The sequence below is a fragment of the Isoptericola jiangsuensis genome, assembly GCF_002563715.1.
In the GTDB taxonomy this organism is placed as follows: Bacteria; Actinomycetota; Actinomycetes; order Actinomycetales; family Cellulomonadaceae; genus Isoptericola; species Isoptericola jiangsuensis.
Genome location: NZ_PDJJ01000001.1, coordinates 3,782,884 through 3,800,622 on the forward strand (window position 1 = coordinate 3,782,884; position 17,739 = coordinate 3,800,622).

General features: G+C 75.5%; 20 protein-coding genes. 13 read left to right on the forward strand and 7 right to left on the reverse strand.

Features of this window, described 5'->3' with window-relative positions; all coding sequences use genetic code 11:
- Nucleotides 1-110: 110 nt before the first annotated feature.
- On the reverse strand, nt 111-935 hold the full coding sequence (locus ATJ88_RS16925; protein WP_098464840.1) for a DUF5926 family protein: 825 nt from the start codon (nt 933-935) through the stop codon (nt 111-113).
- 38 nt (nt 936-973) lie between these two features.
- Between ATJ88_RS16925 and ATJ88_RS16930 the strand changes: the two genes are divergently transcribed.
- Nucleotides 974-1,612: a YgjV family protein gene (locus tag ATJ88_RS16930; RefSeq protein WP_098464841.1), complete on the forward strand. Its 639-nt coding sequence runs from the start codon at nt 974-976 to the stop codon at nt 1,610-1,612.
- Between the two features lie 12 nt (nt 1,613-1,624).
- Here the strand turns inward: ATJ88_RS16930 and ATJ88_RS16935 are convergent, their stop codons facing one another.
- Nucleotides 1,625-2,035 (reverse strand): VOC family protein, encoded by a 411-nt coding sequence (locus tag ATJ88_RS16935; protein WP_098464842.1) that lies wholly within the window; start codon nt 2,033-2,035, stop codon nt 1,625-1,627.
- A gap of 142 nt (nt 2,036-2,177) precedes the next feature.
- Here ATJ88_RS16935 and ATJ88_RS16940 point away from each other — a divergent pair, with 142 nt between their 5' ends.
- Nucleotides 2,178-3,428, forward strand: coding sequence for a CoA transferase (locus ATJ88_RS16940; RefSeq protein WP_245852515.1), 1,251 nt, complete (start codon nt 2,178-2,180; stop codon nt 3,426-3,428).
- An 81-nt stretch (nt 3,429-3,509) separates the two neighbouring features.
- The gene (locus ATJ88_RS16945) at nt 3,510-3,815 is read left to right on the forward strand and encodes a helix-turn-helix transcriptional regulator (RefSeq protein WP_098464844.1); all 306 of its coding nucleotides are present in this window, start codon (nt 3,510-3,512) and stop codon (nt 3,813-3,815) included.
- Here ATJ88_RS16945 and ATJ88_RS16950 read toward each other — a convergent pair.
- The 4 genes from ATJ88_RS16950 to ATJ88_RS16965 all read right to left on the reverse strand — a co-directional run bounded on the left by ATJ88_RS16950 (nt 3,787) and on the right by ATJ88_RS16965 (nt 8,043).
- Nucleotides 3,787-4,806, reverse strand: a complete 1,020-nt coding sequence (locus ATJ88_RS16950) for a TerC family protein (RefSeq protein ID WP_098464845.1) — start codon at nt 4,804-4,806, stop codon at nt 3,787-3,789. The genes ATJ88_RS16945 and ATJ88_RS16950 overlap by 29 nt on opposite strands.
- Before the next feature lie 139 nt (nt 4,807-4,945).
- Complete coding sequence (locus ATJ88_RS16955; protein ID WP_098464846.1) at nt 4,946-5,890, reverse strand: Ppx/GppA phosphatase family protein; 945 nt, start codon at nt 5,888-5,890, stop codon at nt 4,946-4,948.
- Nucleotides 5,891-6,155: 265 nt separating this feature from the next.
- Complete coding sequence (locus ATJ88_RS16960; protein ID WP_098464847.1) at nt 6,156-6,533, reverse strand: SHOCT domain-containing protein; 378 nt, start codon at nt 6,531-6,533, stop codon at nt 6,156-6,158.
- 127 nt (nt 6,534-6,660) lie between these two features.
- On the reverse strand, nt 6,661-8,043 hold the full coding sequence (locus ATJ88_RS16965; RefSeq protein ID WP_098464848.1) for a glutamyl-tRNA reductase: 1,383 nt from the start codon (nt 8,041-8,043) through the stop codon (nt 6,661-6,663).
- 50 nt (nt 8,044-8,093) lie between these two features.
- Between ATJ88_RS16965 and hemE the strand changes: the two genes are divergently transcribed.
- The 7 genes from hemE to ATJ88_RS17000 all read left to right on the forward strand — a co-directional run bounded on the left by hemE (nt 8,094) and on the right by ATJ88_RS17000 (nt 15,940).
- Nucleotides 8,094-9,233, forward strand: a complete 1,140-nt coding sequence (gene hemE, locus ATJ88_RS16970; protein WP_245852516.1) for a uroporphyrinogen decarboxylase — start codon at nt 8,094-8,096, stop codon at nt 9,231-9,233.
- On the forward strand, nt 9,230-10,678 hold the full coding sequence (locus ATJ88_RS16975; RefSeq protein WP_098464849.1) for a protoporphyrinogen/coproporphyrinogen oxidase: 1,449 nt from the start codon (nt 9,230-9,232) through the stop codon (nt 10,676-10,678). Before hemE ends, ATJ88_RS16975 begins: the two co-directional genes overlap by 4 nt.
- Nucleotides 10,679-10,901: 223 nt before the next feature.
- Entirely contained in the window at nt 10,902-11,939 is a 1,038-nt protein-coding gene (gene hemC / locus ATJ88_RS16980; RefSeq protein ID WP_098464850.1) for a hydroxymethylbilane synthase, read from the forward strand.
- A complete protein-coding gene (locus ATJ88_RS16985) occupies nt 11,936-12,814 on the forward strand; it encodes a uroporphyrinogen-III synthase (protein ID WP_098464851.1) in 879 nt (292 codons plus the stop codon). The genes hemC and ATJ88_RS16985 overlap by 4 nt, the downstream gene beginning before the upstream one ends.
- On the forward strand, nt 12,811-13,815 hold the full coding sequence (hemB, locus tag ATJ88_RS16990; protein WP_098464852.1) for a porphobilinogen synthase: 1,005 nt from the start codon (nt 12,811-12,813) through the stop codon (nt 13,813-13,815). Before ATJ88_RS16985 ends, hemB begins: the two co-directional genes overlap by 4 nt.
- A gap of 74 nt (nt 13,816-13,889) precedes the next feature.
- The gene (gene hemL, locus ATJ88_RS16995; RefSeq protein WP_098464853.1) at nt 13,890-15,266 is read left to right on the forward strand and encodes a glutamate-1-semialdehyde 2,1-aminomutase; all 1,377 of its coding nucleotides are present in this window, start codon (nt 13,890-13,892) and stop codon (nt 15,264-15,266) included.
- A 167-nt stretch (nt 15,267-15,433) separates the two neighbouring features.
- Complete coding sequence (locus tag ATJ88_RS17000; protein ID WP_098464854.1) at nt 15,434-15,940, forward strand: HU family DNA-binding protein; 507 nt, start codon at nt 15,434-15,436, stop codon at nt 15,938-15,940.
- A 44-nt stretch (nt 15,941-15,984) separates the two neighbouring features.
- On the opposite strand, the gene ATJ88_RS19075 is transcribed toward ATJ88_RS17000, so the two are convergent.
- Nucleotides 15,985-16,110, reverse strand: coding sequence for a hypothetical protein (locus ATJ88_RS19075; protein ID WP_281255260.1), 126 nt, complete (start codon nt 16,108-16,110; stop codon nt 15,985-15,987).
- A 7-nt stretch (nt 16,111-16,117) separates the two neighbouring features.
- Here ATJ88_RS19075 and ATJ88_RS17005 point away from each other — a divergent pair, with 7 nt between their 5' ends.
- Genes ATJ88_RS17005 through ATJ88_RS17015 form a run of 3 tightly spaced genes read left to right on the forward strand, consistent with a single transcriptional unit; the run spans nt 16,118 to nt 17,611 of the window.
- A complete protein-coding gene (locus ATJ88_RS17005; protein ID WP_141538719.1) occupies nt 16,118-16,825 on the forward strand; it encodes a hypothetical protein in 708 nt (235 codons plus the stop codon).
- Between the two features lie 45 nt (nt 16,826-16,870).
- A complete protein-coding gene (locus tag ATJ88_RS17010; protein ID WP_098464856.1) occupies nt 16,871-17,200 on the forward strand; it encodes a metal-sensitive transcriptional regulator in 330 nt (109 codons plus the stop codon).
- Nucleotides 17,201-17,239: 39 nt separating this feature from the next.
- Nucleotides 17,240-17,611 (forward strand): heavy-metal-associated domain-containing protein, encoded by a 372-nt coding sequence (locus ATJ88_RS17015; protein WP_098464857.1) that lies wholly within the window; start codon nt 17,240-17,242, stop codon nt 17,609-17,611.
- Nucleotides 17,612-17,739 lie beyond the last annotated feature (128 nt).

Below are 17,739 nucleotides of genomic sequence, written 5' to 3' on the forward strand. Positions count from 1 at the left end.
GGGATCGGAAGTGCAAAGAACTTCCCTGTAAAGCCTACTCCCCCGGTACGGACGATCGTCGCAGGCCGACGCGGGGCACACGCGACGACCGCGTGAAGATGTGGGGACGATCAGCGCAGGGTCACCTGACGGGACACGATGCCGGCCCGGGCACGACGCTGCGCCGCGTCCAGGGGCTCCGTGACGGCGATCGCCTCGTCGAGGCGGGCGCCGAGGTCCCGCACGGGGTCGGCCAGCTCGTCGGCCTCCGTGCCGCGGGGCAGCTCCCACACCGGCACGACCAGCCCGCAGGCGCGGAACATGCCGAGGAACTTGCCGCCGGCCAGGCCGGACTCGCGGCGCGCCTGGAGGCGGGCGATCCCGTCGACCACGCGGTCCTCGTCCTCCGTGCGCGCCCAGCGGACGAACTCGCGGCTCATGCGGCACCAGTACGCGGCGTCCACGCCGTCGATCTTCACCGTCGGGACGGCGGCCGCGGCCGCCTCCTCCAGGCCCGCGCGGACCTCCTCGGTGATCTCGGCGTTCGAGTCCATCCAGTAGTCGTAGCCGTCGTGGACGGTCACCTCGAACGGCACCGACGTGTCCAGCACGTCCTGCAGGCGCGGGGAGTCCGCCGTCACCTCGAGCTGCTCCGGGTAGACGCCCGTGCCCGGCTCCGCGTCGATCGCGGCCAGCAGCGCCACCGCGAGGTCGCGGCTCAGGTCGTCCGACGACAGCACGCCCTGGACACCCAGCAGCACGGTGCCGTCCTCGCGGTGCAGCGACGACCAGCCGCCCGGCAGCACGGTCGCGACGACGACGTCGCGGCTCCCGTGCGCCTCGACGGTCCGGGCGGTCGCCGTCGCGGACGGCACGATCTCCCGCATCGAGACCCAGTCGGCCTCCCCGGGGAGACCTTCGAACGGACGCAGCACGAACTCAGCGGACTTGGCCATGCGCCGATCCTATCGGCCGTGACCCTAGGCTCAGGGTCATGGCGGTGTGGCTGGAGGTCTTCGGCTGGGTCGGCTCGATCCTCGTGGTCTGGTCGCTCACCCAGGCGCGCGTGCTGCGGTTCCGGTGGATGAACCTCGCGGGCGCGGTCGTCGCGACGGCGTACAACGCGGTGGTCGGGGTGTGGCCGTTCGCGGCGATGAACGCCGCGATCGCCGTCATCGACGTGTACTGGCTGGTGCGGCTGTACCGGGAGGCGCACGACGCGGCCGTCTACCAGGTGGTCGAGGTCGACCCGGACGACGCCTACCTGCGGCACGTGCTGCGCGTGCACGCCGAGGACGTCGCCCGGTCCTACCCGTCCTTCCACCCGGACGACGGCCCGCAGGGGCGGGCGGCGTTCCTCGTGGTGCGCGGCGACGAGACCGTCGGCGTCGTCGTCCTGCACGAGGGCGACGACGGCGAGGCGCGGGTCGAGCTGGACTGGGTCACGCCCCGCTTCCGCGACTTCACGCCGGGCGAGTTCGTGCACCGCAGCCAGGACCTGTTCGCGGCCCACGGGTTCCGGCGCGTGGTCGTGGTCGGGGCCACCGAGCGGCAGCACGAGTACCTGGGTCGCGTCGGGTTCCGGCCCGAGGGCGACCGGTGGGTGCGGGAGGTCGGGGCCCTGCCCCGCTAGGTGGGCCGTCCGCTACGCCGACGTCGCCTCCTCGAAGAGCCGGGCTCCCTCGCCGTCCATGAAGCCGATGACGTTGCCCGCCGGGTCGGCGAACCAGGCGCCGTCCCCGCCCTCCATGAAACCGCGGACCACGCCCTTGTCGTCGTGGTCGAACGCGTCGTAGCGCAGCGGCTCCACGCCCTGGGCCGCGAGCTCGTCCACGACGGCGTCGACGTCGTCCACCGCGAGGTGGAACACGGTGAACGTCGCGGCGGTGTGGTCCTCCTTGGGGTAGACGAAGACGGTGGTGCCGCCGGGCAGGTGGAGGATCAGCGAGTCGGCGGCGTCGGTGACGCGCAGGCCGAGGACGTCGCTGTAGAACTGTCGGGCGGCCCCGACGTCGTCGACCGAGAAGCTGGCGAACCCTCGCCGGACGGAGACCATGACGCACTCCCTCGTGCCGTGGCGGTCCCCGGGGGCGGGTCGTCCGTGCGATGAGGGGGCCGCCTCCCCTCAGGATCCCCCCGCTGCGGTGGCCCGGCCGGGTGAAAAGGGCGGCCGGCGCCCGCGGGCGTACGGTCGTGGCGTGGACCGGCTCGCCGCGACGCTGCCCGTCGCCGACCTCGCCCGCACCGCTCTCGACGCGCTGCGCGCCGCTGCCCGCCGCGCCGGCGCGAGCGGGCCGCTCGTGGACGCCCCGCTCGACCCGGCGCGGGTGGCCGCCGCGTTCGGCTCCGACCGGCTGCTGCGCCTCGACGGCGAGCGATGGGCACCGTTCGCCCCGCACTCGGGGTTCTTCCCCGCCGCGGACGGCTGGGTCCGCACGCACGCGAACTACCCGCACCACCGGGTCCGCCTGCTGGGCGTGCTCGGCCTGCCCGACGATGCCGGGCGCGACGCGCTGGCGGCCGCCCTCGCGGCGATCCCCGCCCAGCAGGTGGAGGACGCCGCCGCGGACGCCGGGGCGATCGCCGTCCGGGTCCGCACCGAGGCGGAGTGGAGGGCGAGCGAGCCGGGCCGGGCCGCGGCCGTCGGGCCGCTCGTCGGGACGGCCGAGCGCTCCGACCGCGCCGCCGACCACCGCGATCTGCCCGGCGGACCAAGCCCCCTGGCCGGGGTGCGCGTCCTCGACCTCACGCGGGTCATCGCGGGCCCCGTGGCCACGCGCACGCTGGCCCTGCTCGGCGCGGACGTGCTGCGCGTCGACCCGCCGGACCCCGCCGAGCTCCCCGCGCAGCACCTCGACACCGGCCAGGGCAAGCGCACCGCACTGCTCGACCTGCGCGACGCCCACGACCGGGCCCGCGCCCAGGCGCTCCTCGACGCGGCCGACGTCCTCGTCACCGGCTACCGGCCCGGCGCCGTCGAGACGTTCGGGCTGCGCCCGCCGCCCGGCGCCGTCCACGCCCGCGTGTCCGCGTGGGGCACGTCCGGCCCCTGGGCGGGGCGCCGCGGGTTCGACTCCGTGGTGCAGGCCGCGTGCGGGATCGCGCTGGTCGAGTCGCCCGACGGCATCGCGCCCGGTGCGCTGCCCGTGCAGGCGCTCGACCACGCCACGGGCTACCTGCTCGCCGCGGCCGTCACCGACGCCTGGACCCGGCGCACCCGCGACGGCACGGGCCGGGACGTCACCGCCTCGCTCGCACGCACCGCCGCCTGGCTGCTCGACGCGCCCGGCCGCGACCCCGACCACACCCCGCCCGCCCCCGCACCGGAGCCGCCGTCGGCGGAGACCGTCACCCACGGCACCGTGACGAGCGCACGGCCCGCGCTGCCCGTGGACGACTACCCCGCCCCGGCCCACCCCTGGGGGAGCGACCCCGCCGCCTGGACCTGAGCCGGCCGTGCGGAGCCGCGTGCCGAGGAGCTCGTCGTGCGGACTACCGTTCTGGTGGTGACCACGGAACGCAGGCAGCCCATGACGGACGAGGCACGGGACTCACGGGCGCCCCGGTGGACGTTCCTGACGCACCACGGTCACGTGCTGGTCGCGGTGGCGGCCGACGGCGACGCGACCGTGGCGCAGATCGCCGAGCGGGTCGGGGTGACGGCGCGCACCGCCGTCACGATCCTCAACGACCTCGCGCAGGGCGGCTACATCCACCGGGAGCGGCGGGGCCGGCGCAACCACTACACGATCGACCCGGACCGCCCGCTGCGGCACCCGTCGAACTCGGCGCACTCGGTGGGCGACCTCATCGACGCGCTCGCCGACCTCGCCTGACGAGCGGTTCGACCTGCGCGAGCTCCTCCGGCGTCGCGACGCGGAACGAGCTCCCGGTGGTGACCTGCACCGTCCGGCGCCCCTGGCCCCGGGTGGAGGCGAGGCTCGCCGCGATCGCGACGCCGATGATCAGGGCGACCACGCCGAGGCTGACCGGCGTGGGGATCTTGACGACGTCGAGGAGGAGCATCTTCACACCCACCCATACCAGCACGGCCGCCAGCCCGACCTTGAGGTAGACGAAGCGGTGCATCATGTCGGCGAGCAGGAAGTACATGGCCCGCAGCCCGAGGATGGCGAACGCGTTCGCCGAGAACACGAGGAACGGCTCGGAAGTGACGGCGAAGATGGCGGGGATCGAGTCGACGGCGAAGACGACGTCGGTGACCTCGACCAGCACCAGCACGGCCAGCAACGGGGTCGCGACCAGCACGCCGGCCCGCCGCACGAGGAACCGCTGGCCGAGGTAGGCGTCCGTCATCGGGACGATCCGGCGGAACAGCGCGAGGGTCCGCGAGCGGCCGGGGTCCACGTGTTCGTCGCGGCTGCGGAACATCCGGATCCCGGTCACGACGAGGAAGACCGCGAACACGTACAGCACCCAGGAGAAGTTCTCGATGAGGGCGGCTCCCGCGGCGATGAACGCGCCCCGGAACACCAGCGCCCCCAGCACGCCGAGGAACAGCACGCGGTGCTGCAGCTCGCGAGGGACCCCGAACGCGGCGAAGACGATCGCCCACACGAACACGTTGTCCACGGCGAGCGACTTCTCGATGAGGTAGCCGGCGAAGTACTGCTGCCCGTGCTCGGCACCCCACACCTGCCAGACCACCACACCGAAGCCGACGCCGAGGGCGACCCACACGGCCGACCAGGCCGCGGCCTCGCGGACCTCGATCACGTGGGCACGCCGGTGCGCGAGGAGATCGAGGGCGAGCATCGCCAGGATGACTCCCAGCACGGCGAACCACGCCCAGAGGGGAACGGACATCGACGGACCTCCACGTCATCGTGAAGGTCTCATCGGCCGGGACGCCCACCGCACCGAGTCCCGGGCGGGACCGTGCTGACGATGCGGTGCGAGGATTACTCCCCTTCCCGGACGAGTGAAGCAGGCTTCACCTGTCCGGTCAAGCGCCGACACCGCTCCGGAGCCGGTCGAGCCGCTGCAGGACCGCGCCCTCGCGCAGCGCCCACGGGCAGATCTCGACCTCCTCGACCCCCAGCGCCCGCATCGCCTCCTGCGCCACCACCGCACCCGCCACGATCTGCAGCGCCCGGTTCACCCCGATGCCGGGCAGCACCGTGCGGTCCGTCGAGGCGAGCCGCGCCAGCCGCGGCTGCCAGTCCGCCAGGTGGTCCTGACGCATCCGCCACCGCTCCCCCGTGCCCAGCACCTGGCGGGGCAGCCCCGCCAGCCGCGCCAGCGACCGGAACGTCTTCGACGTCGCCACGACGTGGTCCGGCGTCGGCGCGTCCAGGACCGGCCCGACCGCGTCCGCCAGCACCGCACGCACGTGCCGGCGCAGCCGCTCGACGTCCTCGGGCCGCGGCGGGTCCTCCGGCAGCAGGAACTCCTTGGTCGTCCGCCCCGCGCCCAGCGGCACCGACAGCGCCACGTCCGGCGTCTCGTCCAGCCCTGTCGCGATCTCCAGCGACCCGCCGCCGATGTCGAGCAGCAGCAGCCGCCCCGCACCCCAGCCGTACCAGCGACGCGCCGCGAGGAACGTCAGCTCCGCCTCCTCCGACCCGCCGAGCACCTCGATCGGCACCCCCGCGCGCCGCTCCAGCTCCGCGAGCACCTCCGCGCCGTTGCGGGCCTCGCGCACCGCCGACGTCGCCAGCGCCATGGTGTCGTCCACGCCGTGCTCACGGCCCACGCCCGCGGCGTCCTCGACGGCCTGGCACAGCGCGGCGACGCCCTCGTCCGAGATCGCGCCGTCCTCCTGGAGGAACCGCATCAGCCGCACCGTCGTCTTGTGGCTCGCCTGCGGGACCGGGCGGGCGCCGGGACGCGCGTCCATCACCAGCAGGTGCACGGTGTTCGAGCCGATGTCGATCACGCCGAGTCGCATGCGCGCAACGTACCGCCCGGGCGTGCCACGCGACACGTCGGGGACCGTCGGGCACGACGACGGGGGGTGTCCGACGTTCCCCGCGCGGCCGCGCTCACGGGCGCTGCGCGCCCTCCGCTTCCGGTCTGACGACCACGCGGGGAACATCGGACACCCCCCGTCGACAGGGCACCGCACCCTCCGCGGCGTGCACCGGCGTGCACGCCCGTCGAGCAGGCCCGGTCAGGAGTGCCCGGTCAGGAGGACCGGTCCGGACGGGACGCGGTCAGGACAGGGCCTTCGCCTTGAGGTGGGCGAACTCCTCCGGGGTGATGGCGCCCTCGTCGAGGAGCTTCTTGGCGGAGGCGATCTGGTCGGCCGGCGAGACCGTGGCCACCGACTTGATGTAGTCGTCCGTGGCGGTCTTGGCGTCCCGCGCGGCGTGCAGGTTGCGCTCGGCCATCCCGCGACCGCGGGCGATGAGGTAGATGAGCGCCGTGATCATGGGGACGAAGATGAGGAAGACGACCCAGACGGCCTTCCACCAGCCGGAGAGCTCACGGTCGCGGAACAGGTCGGTGAGGACCTGGAACAGGACGATGAGGTACGCCATGAACAGGAAGATCCACAGGAGGAACCAGATGTAGTCCCAGAAGCCGTCCATCAGCGGGTCCTTTCGCAAGAATCGGTCCGACCGGACGGCAGGCGGTCCTGCCGCGTCACCGGCCCACGCACCCGTGCACGTCCCTCGAACCTACTCGCGAATGCCCGCATTCGCCCGGCATAGCGGGCTATGCCCGAGATACCTCCGCGGCACCGACGCTGCGCAGGGACTCCTCCGCGCCGCCGACGACGGCAGCCTCCGCGGCGCGCGCGGCGGCCAGCGCCTCGCGACGGGCCTCCACGATGCGGTCGTGCAGCCCGGCGTGGACGCGGCGGCGGGCACCGCGGGCCACCGCCTCGAGGTCCTCCTCGGTGGGCGCCTCGGGTGCGAGCTCGACGGCCAGGCGCTCGGCGGCCTCGGCGACCTGCCGCGCCACCTCCGCCTCCGCCTCGTCCAGGAGGGCGACCACCGCGGCGTCCGCGGCGCGGCCCAGCCGGTTCTCCTCGAAGCGGTCCGCCGCCCGGTCCACCAGGTCCCGGGCCTGCTCCACCGTGGCGACGTCCGTCGCCGGGGCGTTCGCCTTGAGGGTCGACAGGTCGTACAGCAGCACGCCCTCGACGTCCGCCGCCTGCGGGTCGACGTCGCGGTGCAGCGCCAGGTCGAGGATGACCAGCGCGTCCGGCTCGGGCTCGTCCACGACCCGGGCCGCGGCCCGCTCCCGGGCGCGGGCCACCGCGGCGGCGTCCAGGACGTACTCGATGGAGACCTCGGCGCCGGCCTCCGCGTGCCGGCGCTGGCGTGCGCCCGAGCAGGACACGACCAGGTCGGCGTCCGCCAGCGCCTCCACCAGGGCCTCCGACCCCGTGCCGAGCGCGACCACGTCGTGCGAGGCCGCGAAGTCCGCGGCGCGTCCCGAGCCCGAGTAGACGCGCACGTCGGTGCAGCCCCGGGCGCGCAGCGCCGCCACCGACGCCCCGGCGTACGCGCCGGTGCCGATGATGACGGCGCGGGCGGCCGGGTAGGGCCGCAGCGTCTCGCCGGCGAGGTCCAGCCCGAGCGCGACCAGCGACCGGCCGGCCCCGCCGAGCGTCGTGTGGTGGCCGACCAGCTTGGACGTGCGCGACGCCGTCTGGAACAGCAGCTCCAGCGTCTTGGACGTCGTCTCGTCCTCGCGCGCCTCCGCGAGGGCCCGCTTCACCTGCCCGGCGATCTCGCGCTCCCCCACGACCATCGAGTCCAGCCCCGAGGCCACCGAGAACAGGTGACCCGGCACCTGGGAGCCGGTGCGCACCGTGAACGACCTCGCGGCGACCTCGGGCGTCACGCCGGAGGAGTCCGCGACGATGTCCGCGACGTGGCGGGTGGCGTGCCGCACCGAGTCGCCGTCCAGGGGGGCCTCGACGTCGAGGTACAGCTCGAACCGGTTGCACGTGGAGATGACGACGGCGCCCTGCACGGGGCGGCACGACCGCACGACCGCGCGTCCCACGGACGTCGAGCCGGAGGAGAGGCGTTCGAGCGCGTCCAGGTCCAGCTCGCGGTGGGACGCGGTGAGGGAGATCAGAACCACAGTGCGCCCCACTTTAGTTTCCGCGTGCGCACGGGGCAGAATCGTGGACCGTGACATCCCCCACGCAGAACGTCAGCATCCTGCCCGGCACGCACCCCCTGGTCGACGGCCGCACCGGCGCGTCCGCGCTGGTCAGCGCGCTGCGCGGGGAACAGACGGGCCGGGTGCCGGTCTGGTTCATGCGGCAGGCCGGGCGGTCGCTGCCCGAGTACCGCGAGGCCCGGCAGGGCGTCGGGATGATCGAGTCCTGCCTCATGCCCGAGCTGGCCGCGGAGATCACGCTGCAGCCCGTGCGGCGGCACCGGGTGGACGCCGCGATCTTCTTCTCCGACATCGTGGTCCCCCTGCGCCTGGCCGGGGTCGCCGTCGACATCGTCTCCGGGGTGGGCCCCGTCATGGACCGCCCGTACCGCACCGCCGCGGACGTCGACGAGCTCGTCTCGCGCGACCTCGACGACGCCGCGCTCGCCCCGATCACCGAGGCCGTCGCGCGGACCGTCGCGGGCCTCGCCGAGCTGCCGCACGCCCAGGACACGCCCCTCATCGGGTTCGGCGGCGCGCCGTTCACCCTCGCCGCGTACCTCGTCGAGGGCCGCCCCTCGCGCGACCACCTCGCCGCCCGCACCCTCATGCACGCCGACCCCGAGACCTGGCAGCGGCTCACCACCTGGACCGCCGACCTCACCGGCCGGTTCCTGCGCGCCCAGGTCCTCGCCGGCGCCAGCGCCGTCCAGCTCTTCGACTCCTGGGCCGGGTCGCTGTCGCTCGCCGACTACCAGGCGCACGTCGCACCATCGTCGACCCGCGCGCTGCGGCACGTCGCCGACCTGCGCACGCCCGACGGCGCGGGCGTCCCCGGCATCCACTTCGGCACCGGCACCGGGCACCTCCTGGAGGCGCTGCGCGACGTCCTCGTCGACGCCGGGATCACGCACCGCACCGTCGGCGTCGACTACCGCACGCCGCTCGACGAGGCGACCGGCCTGCTCGGCCGCGACGTGTCCGTCCAGGGCAACATCGACCCCGCCCTGCTCGGCGCCCCCTGGGAGGTGCTGGAGGCGCACGTGCGCGACGTCGTCGCCCGCGGCACCGCCGCCCCCGGTCACGTCGTCAACCTCGGGCACGGCGTCCCCCCGGACACCGACCCCACCGTCCTGACCCGCGTCGTCGAGCTCGTCCACTCGCTGTGAGCCAGCAGGTCGACGCCGTCGTCGTCGGAGGGGGGATCGGCGGCCTCGTCGCCGCCCTCACCCTCGTCGAGCGCGGGCTGCGCACCGTCGTGCTGGAGTCGTCGACCCGCCTGGGCGGCCCCGTGCGCGGCGGCGCGTTCGAGTCGCTGCCGCGCGTGCCCGTCGACCTCGGCGCCGAGTCGTTCGCCGCCCGTGGCGGCGCCGTCGCCGACCTCGCCGCACGGCTCGACCTGGACGTCGTCGAACCCTCCGGGCTGACCGCGTGGGGCTGGGCCGCCGGACGGGCGTTCCCCCTGCCCGCCGCCGGTGTGCTCGGCATCCCGTCGGTGCCGTGGGCCGCGGACGTGCGCCGCGCCGTCGGCTGGCCCGGCGTCGTGCGCGGCTCCCTCGACCGGGTGCTGCCCCGGTTCGTCGGCGCAGGCGCCGAGGACCTGGGCTCCCTGGCCCGCGCCCGCCTCGGCGCGCGCGTCACCGACCGGCTCGTCGCGCCCGTCGCGGCCGGCGTCCACTCCGCCCCGCTCGACCGCCTCTCCGTCGCGGCCGTCGCCCCCGGGCTGCGCGACCGGTTCGGCGTCGAGGGCTCCCTCACCCGCGCCGTCTCCGCGCTGCGCGCCTCCGCGCCCGCCGGGGCCGCCGTGCGCGGCGTCGCGGGCGGCATGCACGCCATCGTCGAGGCCCTCGCCGGGCAGATCGCCGCGAGCGCCGAGGACTGGTCGGACTCCCCCCTCACCGACGCGACGGGCCCCATCCACACCGCGCTGCGGCTCGGGCACGAGGTCGTCGCGGTCGAGGCGCACGACGGCGGCGGCTGGGTCGTGCGCACGCGCGCGACGTCGGCGGGGGTGCGCGGGGGCCGCGGGTCCCTGCACACCGTGGTCACGCCCCGCCTGGTCGTGACGACGCCCACCGTGGCACCGCTCCTCGAGCCGTGGACGGGGGTCGTGCCGACACCGGAGGCGGGCGCCGACGTCCACCTGGTGACGCTGCTGCTGGACGCCCCCGAGCTGGACGCGGCCCCGCGGGGCACGGGCATGCTCGTGGCGCCCGACGACGGCCCGGTGCGGGCGAAGGCGCTCACGCACTCGACGGCGAAGTGGCCGTGGCTCGCCGAGCGGGTGCGCCGGGCGGCCGGTCCGGGCGTGCACGTGGTGCGGCTGTCGTACGGGCGGATCGGGGAGCCGACGGTGCCGCCGGACGCGGACGAGGCCGCGCGGGACGCGTCCGTGCTGCTGGGCGTGCCCCTGGAGGATCGCGTGCTGGACCACCTCACGCAACGGTGGGACGGCGCGCTGCCGCCGCCGACGCCCGCCTACCGGGCCACCGTCACCGCGCTGAGCGGCGCGGTGGGGCGGACGCCCGGCCTGGCCGTCACGGGCGGCTGGGTGGCGGGCGCGGGCCTGGCCTCGATCGTCACGCACGCGCAGGCGGCCGTGGCCGGTCTCTGACCTGCCACGGGCGACCGCGCACCGCGCGGCCGGGCCACACCCCCGTGGCGAACGAGCGTGCAGGATTCGTACGTCAAACGTCGGAGTGGGGTGCCGTTCCAGCACGCTCGTTCGCCACCCCCGACGGCCGCGGGTGCTGACACCGCGACAGCACGAGTGTGACGTCGGCCCGGCGACGCCGCCGGGTTGCGGCCTGGCGCGGGGTTCGCGAGAGACTGGTCGGGTGAGCACCCCCACCGCACCCCTGCGCCTCGGCACCCGGGCCAGCGCGCTCGCCACCACGCAGTCGTCGATGATCGCGCGGCGGCTGACCGAGCTGCTCGGGCACCCGGTCGAGCTGGTGCACATCCGGTCCGAGGGCGACATCGACCGCACGAGCTCGCTCGCGTCGCTGGGCGGGACCGGCGTGTTCGTCACCGCGCTGCGCGAGGCGCTCGTGGACGGCCGCTGCGACGTCGCCGTGCACTCCCTCAAGGACCTCCCCACCGGGCAGCCGGAGGGCCTGACCGTCGTCACGCCCGAGCGGGAGGACCCGCGCGACGCGCTGTGCGCGCGCGACGGGATGACGCTCGACGACCTGCCGCGCGGCGGCCGCGTCGGCACCGGCTCCCCGCGTCGCGCGGCGCAGCTCCGCGCCGCCCGCCCGGACCTGGACGTCGTCGACATCCGCGGCAACGTGGAGACGCGGCTCGCCCGCGCGCTCGGCCCCGAGGCGGACCTCGACGCGGTCGTGCTCGCCTACGCCGGGCTGAGCCGCCTCGGCCGCACCGAGGTGGTGTCGCAGGTGCTCGACCCCACCGTCGTCGCGCCCGCGCCGGGGCAGGGCGCGCTCGCCGTGGAGGCCCGCACCGCCGACCTCGACGCCACGGACCTCGCGGCGGCGTTCGCGGCGCTCGACCACCGCGCCACCCGCCTGTCGGTGCTGGCCGAACGGTCGGTGCTGGCCCGGCTCGAGGCCGGGTGCGCGGCCCCGATCGGCGCGTACGCCCGCGTCGAGGAGGACGAGCTCACCCTGTCCGCCGTCGTGGCGAAGGTCGACGGGTCCGAGCAGATCGTGCACACGGCGCGCCTCGACCTCGGGCACGAGCTCGCCGCCGCCGCCGCGGACGAGGCGGCGCTCGCCCTCGGCGTCCGCGTCGCGGAGGCCCTGCTCACCGACGGCGCGGCCCGTCTCGCGCCCCTGTCCGACGCGGCCCCCGCCCCGGCCTCGTCCGAGCCCGAGCGGACACCCACCGGGACGGACGACCCGGAGGTCCCGTGACCGGACCCCTGACCGGGCGGGCCGTCCTGCTCCCCCGCAGCCCGCGCCGTGGCGCCGCGCTCGCCGCCCTCCTGCGCGACGCCGGGGCCGACGTCACCGTCGCCCCCGTCATCGAGCGCGCCCCCGCCCTGGACGGCGACGCCCTCGCCACCGCGGTCCGCGACGTCGCGGCCGGCCGGTACGCGTGGACCGTCATCACCAGCGTCAACGCCGTCGACGCCCTCGCCGCGGCCGCCACCGACCTCGACGTCACGCTCGCCGCCGCCCCCACCCGCTGGGCCGCCGTCGGCCCCGCCACGCTCCGCGCGCTGCGCGCGATCGGCATCGAGCCCGAGCTGGTGCCCGACGACGCGTCGGCCGCCGGGATGGTCGCGGTGTTCCCGCCGCCCGCCGCGACGACGGAGGTCGGGGGTGGGGTGTCCCGCGCGTCGTCGTCAGACCCGGAGTGGAGGTCGCGCAGCGACCGTGAACGCGACGTCGCGCGGGACACCCCACACCCGACCGGCACCGACTCCGGCGTGACAGCCGCAACCGACGTGCTGCTCCCGCTCGGCGACCTCGCCACGCCCGTGCTGCGCGACGGCCTGGTGGCGCTCGGCTGGACGCCGCACGTCGTCACCGCCTACCGCACGGTCCGCTCCGACCTGCCGCGCGACGTCGTCGCCCGCCGCTTCGACGTGGCCGTCGTGACGTCCGGGTCGGTCGCCCGGGAGATCGCGGACCAGCTCGGCACGTCCACGCCCGTCGTCGCGATCGGTCGCCCGTCGGCCGAGGTCGCCCGCGAGGTCGGGCTCACCGTCGCGGTCGTCGCCGACCGCCCCACCGACGCCGCGCTGGCCGCGGCGGTCACCACCGCCCTGGAGAGGAACCCATGAGCACCTCCGGCATCGTCTACCGTCCGCGCCGTCTGCGGACGACGCCGCGCATGCGCCGCCTGGTCGCCGAGCACCGCCTGCACGCGGCGGACCTCGTGCTGCCGCTGTTCGTCAAGGAGGGGCTGACCGAGCCGGCGCCGATCTCGTCGATGCCCGGTCAGGTGCAGCACACCACGGAGACCCTCGCCGAGGCGGTCGCGGAGGCCGCGCGGGCGGGCGTCGGCGGCGTCATGCTGTTCGGCATCCCGGCGCAGCGGGACGCCCGCGGCACCGCCGGCGACGCCGAGGACGGCATCCTGCAGCGCGGCATCGCGATCGCCCGCGCGGCCGTCGCCGCCGTCGAGGCCGAGACAGGGCGGCCGGGGCCGGTCGTCATGGCGGACACCTGCCTCGACGAGTTCACCGACCACGGGCACTGCGGGGTGCTCGCCGCCGACGGCACCGTCGACAACGACGCCACCCTCGACCGGTACGCGGCCATGGCCGTCGCGCAGGCGAAGGCCGGCGCGGAGGTCGTGGCGCCGTCCGGGATGATGGACGGCCAGGTCGCCGTCCTGCGGGACGCGCTCGACGACGCCGGGTTCGAGAACGTCGGCATCCTCGCCTACTCCGCGAAGTACGCCAGCGCGTTCTACGGACCGTTCCGCGAGGCCGTCGACTCCGCCCTCCAGGGCGACCGCCGCACCTACCAGATGGACCCCGCGAACGCCCGCGAGGGCCTGCGGGAGGCCGACCTCGACCTCGCCGAGGGCGCCGACATGGTCATGGTGAAGCCCGCCGGGACGTCGCTCGACGTGCTGCGCGCCGTCGCCGACCGCACCGACGTGCCCGTGGCCGCCTACCAGGTGTCCGGCGAGTACGCGATGATCGAGGCCGCCGCCGCGAACGGCTGGATCGACCGGCGCGGGGCCGTGCTGGAGTCGGTGCTCGCCATCAGGCGGGCCGGCGCCGACCTGATCCTCACCTACTGGGCGACCGAGATCGCCGACTGGCTCGACTGACGCCCCCCGGGCGCCCCACCGACTGCACACGCACTGACGTCCGGCCCGAGGCCGGACGCGACGGAAGGACGACGATGACGGACACGGCAGGCTTCGGCCAGGTCGAGGCGGCGCTCGTGGACACGACGCCCCCGGCGGACAACCACGCGGCGTTCGTGCGCGCGCAGGCCTCCATCCCCGGCGGCGTGAACTCGCCCGTGCGGGCCTACGGCTCCGTGGGCGGCGACCCGCGGTTCCTCGCCTCGGCGCGCGGCGCGTACGTCACCGACGTCGCCGGACGCGAGTACGTGGACCTCGTCGCGTCCTGGGGTCCGGCGCTCCTCGGGCACGCGCACGCCGACGTCGTCGCGGCCGTGCAGGACGCCGCCGCGCGCGGCCTGTCGTTCGGTGCGCCCACCCTCGCCGAGGTCGAGCTCGCGGAGGAGGTGCGCCGCCGCGTGCCCGCCGCCGAACGGGTCCGCCTCGTGTCGACGGGCACCGAGGCGACGATGACGGCCGTGCGTCTCGCCCGCGGCGTCACCGGGCGACCCCTGATCGTGAAGTTCGCGGGCTGCTACCACGGGCACGTCGACGCCCTCCTGGCCGAGGCAGGCTCCGGCGTCGCCACCCTCGCCATGCCCGGCACCGCGGGCGTCACCGCGGCGTCCGCCGCCGAGACCCTCGTCCTGCCGTACAACGACCTCGCCGCCGTCGAGGCCGCGTTCGCCGAGCACGGCGACCGCATCGCCGCCGTCATCACCGAGGCCGCCCCCGCCAACATGGGCGTCGTCCCGCCCGCCGCCGGGTTCAACGCCGGCCTGCGCCGTATCACCGCCGCGCACGGCGCCCTGCTGATCCTCGACGAGGTCCTCACCGGGTTCCGCCTCAGCGCCGCCGGCTACTGGGGCCTCGCCCGCGCCGACGGCGAGGACTGGACGCCCGACCTGTTCACCTTCGGCAAGGTCGTCGGCGGCGGCATGCCCGTCGCCGCCCTCGGCGGCCCCGCCGCCCTCATGGACCAGCTCGCGCCGCTCGGCCCCGTCTACCAGGCCGGCACCCTGTCCGGGAACCCCGTCGCCGTCGCCGCCGGGCTCACCACCCTCCGCCTCGCCGACGACGCCGTCTACGCCCGCGTCGACCACGTCGCCGGCGTCCTGTCCGCCGCCCTCGGCGACGCCCTCGACGCCGAAGGCGTCCCCCACCGCGTCCAGCGCGTCGGCTCCCTGTTCTCCGTCTTCTTCGGCGAGGCCGCCGCCCGCGACGGCGTCCGCGACTACGCCGCCGCCCAGGCGCAGGACGTCCACCGCCACAAGCCGTTCTTCCACGCCATGCTCGACGCCGGCGTCAACCTCCCGCCGTCCGTCTTCGAGGCGTGGTTCTGCACCGCCGCGCACGACGACGACGCCGTCGGCCGCATCCTCGACGCCCTGCCCGCCGGGGCGCGCGCCGCAGCCGCCGCCGTCGCGCCCTGACCCGTCACGACCCTCCGGACCGGGGGGGCCGGCGCCTCGTGGTCGACGCGGCTCCGGCCGGGCGATGACGCCGGCACGGCCGTGTCCTCCGGCGGGTCCGGGCAGCGGGTCGCTACGGTCGGGAACCACTCGACGCAGCACGTCCGGCACGACGGAAGGCGGCAGGCATGAACAGGTCCCAGCTCGCGGCGGCGGTCGCCGAACGCACCGGCGCCGGCCCGACGGAGGCCCGCAAGCAGGTGGACGCGGTGCTCGACTCGATCACGACGGCCGTGGCGTCCGGGGAGCGGGTGTCGCTGCTCGGGTTCGGCACGTTCGACAGCGCCACCCGTGCGGCCCGGACGGCCCGCAACCCACGCACGGGTGCGACGATCGCCGTGCCGGCCGCCGTGGTCCCCCGGTTCCGGGTCGGGGCGGCGTTCCGGGCGCGCGTCGCGGACGGCTCGACGGTGCCGGTCGTCACCGGGACCGCGGACGCCGAGCCCGCCCCGCGCCAGGGGGCGGACCCCAGCTCGAAGAAGGCGAAGAAGGCCAAGAAGGCCAAGGCCGCGAAGGACGCGGCGCCGACGAAGAAGTCGGGCAAGAAGTCGGGCAAGAAGTCGGGCAAGAAGTCGGGCAAGAAGGCTGCGGTGACCAGCGGCAAGAAGTCCTCGACGAAGCGCACCTCGAAGTAACCCTGACCCGCTATCCTGCGGCCCGACCCGGGCGAACGCCCTGGTCACGGCGGCGAGGTGGGGGCGACGATGGCGTTCGGCACGGTGAGGTCCTGGAGGTCCGCGACGGTGGTCGCGCTGAGCGCGGCGCTGCTGTGCACGGGCGCGGTGCCCGCGGGGGCGACGACCACGGCGACGATGGCGACGACCGCGGTGGCCGCGGCCTCGGACAGCCCGCCGACCGTCCGGTGGGTCGAGACGCCGAAGCGGCACCTCGCCCGGAAGGTCGCGACCGGGAACCAGACGGAGCACGAGACGTTCCGCCGTCCGACGTTCCGGTGGGCGGGTACCGACGACCACGGCGTGCTGCGGTACGAGGTGCGGTCGCGGGAGTTCATGGGGACGCGCTACAGCTCCAGCTATGCGGCGGGCTGGTCCCGGGGCCAGTACCCGAGCCGCACCTCGCCGCAGCTCCGCCCGCGGGTGTACGCGGGCCGGACCGTCTGCCTGCAGGTCCGCGCGGTCGACACGGCGCGCCAGTACGGCGCGTGGTCGCGCGAGCGGTGCACGACGGTGCCGGTGCAGGGTTCCGACCTCCTGGGTTCCCAGACGATGTCGGCGTACCGCCACGCGCGGACCTCGGTCTTCGAGGGTGACCGGGCCGAGACGGCGTGGTCGAAGGCGAAGGGTGGCGCGGTGCGGCTCGGCGTGGTCGCCGAGCCGTCGGCCGGCGAGCTCGACGTGTACATCGGCAAGCGCAGGATCGGGCACGTGGACGCACGGGCGAGGACGAAGCGCGTCAAGTACGTGACGGTGCGGCCGAGGACGGAGTTCGGGTGGGGCAGGCTCCGGCTGGTGGGCACGGAGGGGCAGGTGGACGTCCACTCGTACGTGGTGCTGCCGTGATCCGCACCTCTTGACTTCATACCCCAGGGGGGTATAGTCGGCGGTATGACCGAGACCGCCACGCCCGTCGAGCCCGAGGTCCACGACCACGACGCCCCGCACGGCTACGCCTCCGACAAGGTCGCGTACCTCAAGCGGATGCGCCGCATCGAGGGGCAGGTCCGCGGCATCGCCCGCATGATCGACGAGGACGTCTACTGCATCGACATCCTCACGCAGGTGTCCGCCGTGACGAAGGCCCTGCAGTCGGTGAGCCTCGCGCTCGTCGAGGACCACCTCAGCCACTGCGTCGTCGACGCCGCCCGCGCGTCGGACGAGGACGCAGCGGTCAAGATCAAGGAAGCCACGGCCGCGATCGGCCGGCTCGTCCGCTGAGCGATCAGCACCGCCACCCCACCGCACCCGAGGAGAACCATGAGCACCGTCACCACCCTGGGCGTCACCGGCATGACCTGTGCGAACTGCGTCGCCCACGTCACGAACGACCTCAAGGAGGTCGCGGGCGTGGAGGACGTGAGCATCGAGCTGCGCGTCGGCTCCGCCTCCGAGGTCTCCGTCTTCTCCGACGCGCCGCTCGACGAGGCGGCCCTGCGGGACGCCGTCGACGAGGCCGGGTACGCCGTCGCCTCGGTCGAGGTGCAGACCGACGCCCTGGCCGCCCAGCAGGCCGCCCAGGCGCCCGCCCGCCAGGCCGCGCACGACTGCGCCTGCGGCTGCGGCCCGTCCGACGCCGCGGCGCAGCCCGCGACGAAGACGTACGACCTCTCCGTCCCGCCCCGCGCGTGACCACCGGCGGCACCAGGCCGCCACCCACCCGCGGACCGCCTGCCCGTCCCGCGGCCGACGCCCGGCGTCGAGCCCGCGCAGGCCCTCCGCCCGTGCCGACCGGCACCCGACCTCCGACGTCCGACACC

Bases quoted from the DNA above. Each gene is read 5' to 3' on its own strand.
- hemB (WP_098464852.1), top strand. From the start codon at position 12,811: ATGAGCACCTCCGGCATCGTCTACCGTCCGCGCCGTCTGCGGACGACG.
- hemL (WP_098464853.1), top strand. From the start codon at position 13,890: ATGACGGACACGGCAGGCTTCGGCCAGGTCGAGGCGGCGCTCGTGGAC.
- ATJ88_RS16955 (WP_098464846.1), bottom strand. From the start codon at position 5,890: ATGCGACTCGGCGTGATCGACATCGGCTCGAACACCGTGCACCTGCTG.
- ATJ88_RS16935 (WP_098464842.1), bottom strand. From the start codon at position 2,035: ATGGTCTCCGTCCGGCGAGGGTTCGCCAGCTTCTCGGTCGACGACGTC.
- ATJ88_RS16925 (WP_098464840.1), bottom strand. From the start codon at position 935: ATGGCCAAGTCCGCTGAGTTCGTGCTGCGTCCGTTCGAAGGTCTCCCC.
- ATJ88_RS17005 (WP_141538719.1), top strand. From the start codon at position 16,118: ATGGCGACGACCGCGGTGGCCGCGGCCTCGGACAGCCCGCCGACCGTC.
- ATJ88_RS16960 (WP_098464847.1), bottom strand. From the start codon at position 6,533: ATGGACGGCTTCTGGGACTACATCTGGTTCCTCCTGTGGATCTTCCTG.
- ATJ88_RS16950 (WP_098464845.1), bottom strand. From the start codon at position 4,806: ATGTCCGTTCCCCTCTGGGCGTGGTTCGCCGTGCTGGGAGTCATCCTG.
- ATJ88_RS17000 (WP_098464854.1), top strand. From the start codon at position 15,434: ATGAACAGGTCCCAGCTCGCGGCGGCGGTCGCCGAACGCACCGGCGCC.
- ATJ88_RS16930 (WP_098464841.1), top strand. From the start codon at position 974: ATGGCGGTGTGGCTGGAGGTCTTCGGCTGGGTCGGCTCGATCCTCGTG.
- ATJ88_RS17010 (WP_098464856.1), top strand. From the start codon at position 16,871: ATGACCGAGACCGCCACGCCCGTCGAGCCCGAGGTCCACGACCACGAC.
- ATJ88_RS17015 (WP_098464857.1), top strand. From the start codon at position 17,240: ATGAGCACCGTCACCACCCTGGGCGTCACCGGCATGACCTGTGCGAAC.
- ATJ88_RS16945 (WP_098464844.1), top strand. From the start codon at position 3,510: ATGACGGACGAGGCACGGGACTCACGGGCGCCCCGGTGGACGTTCCTG.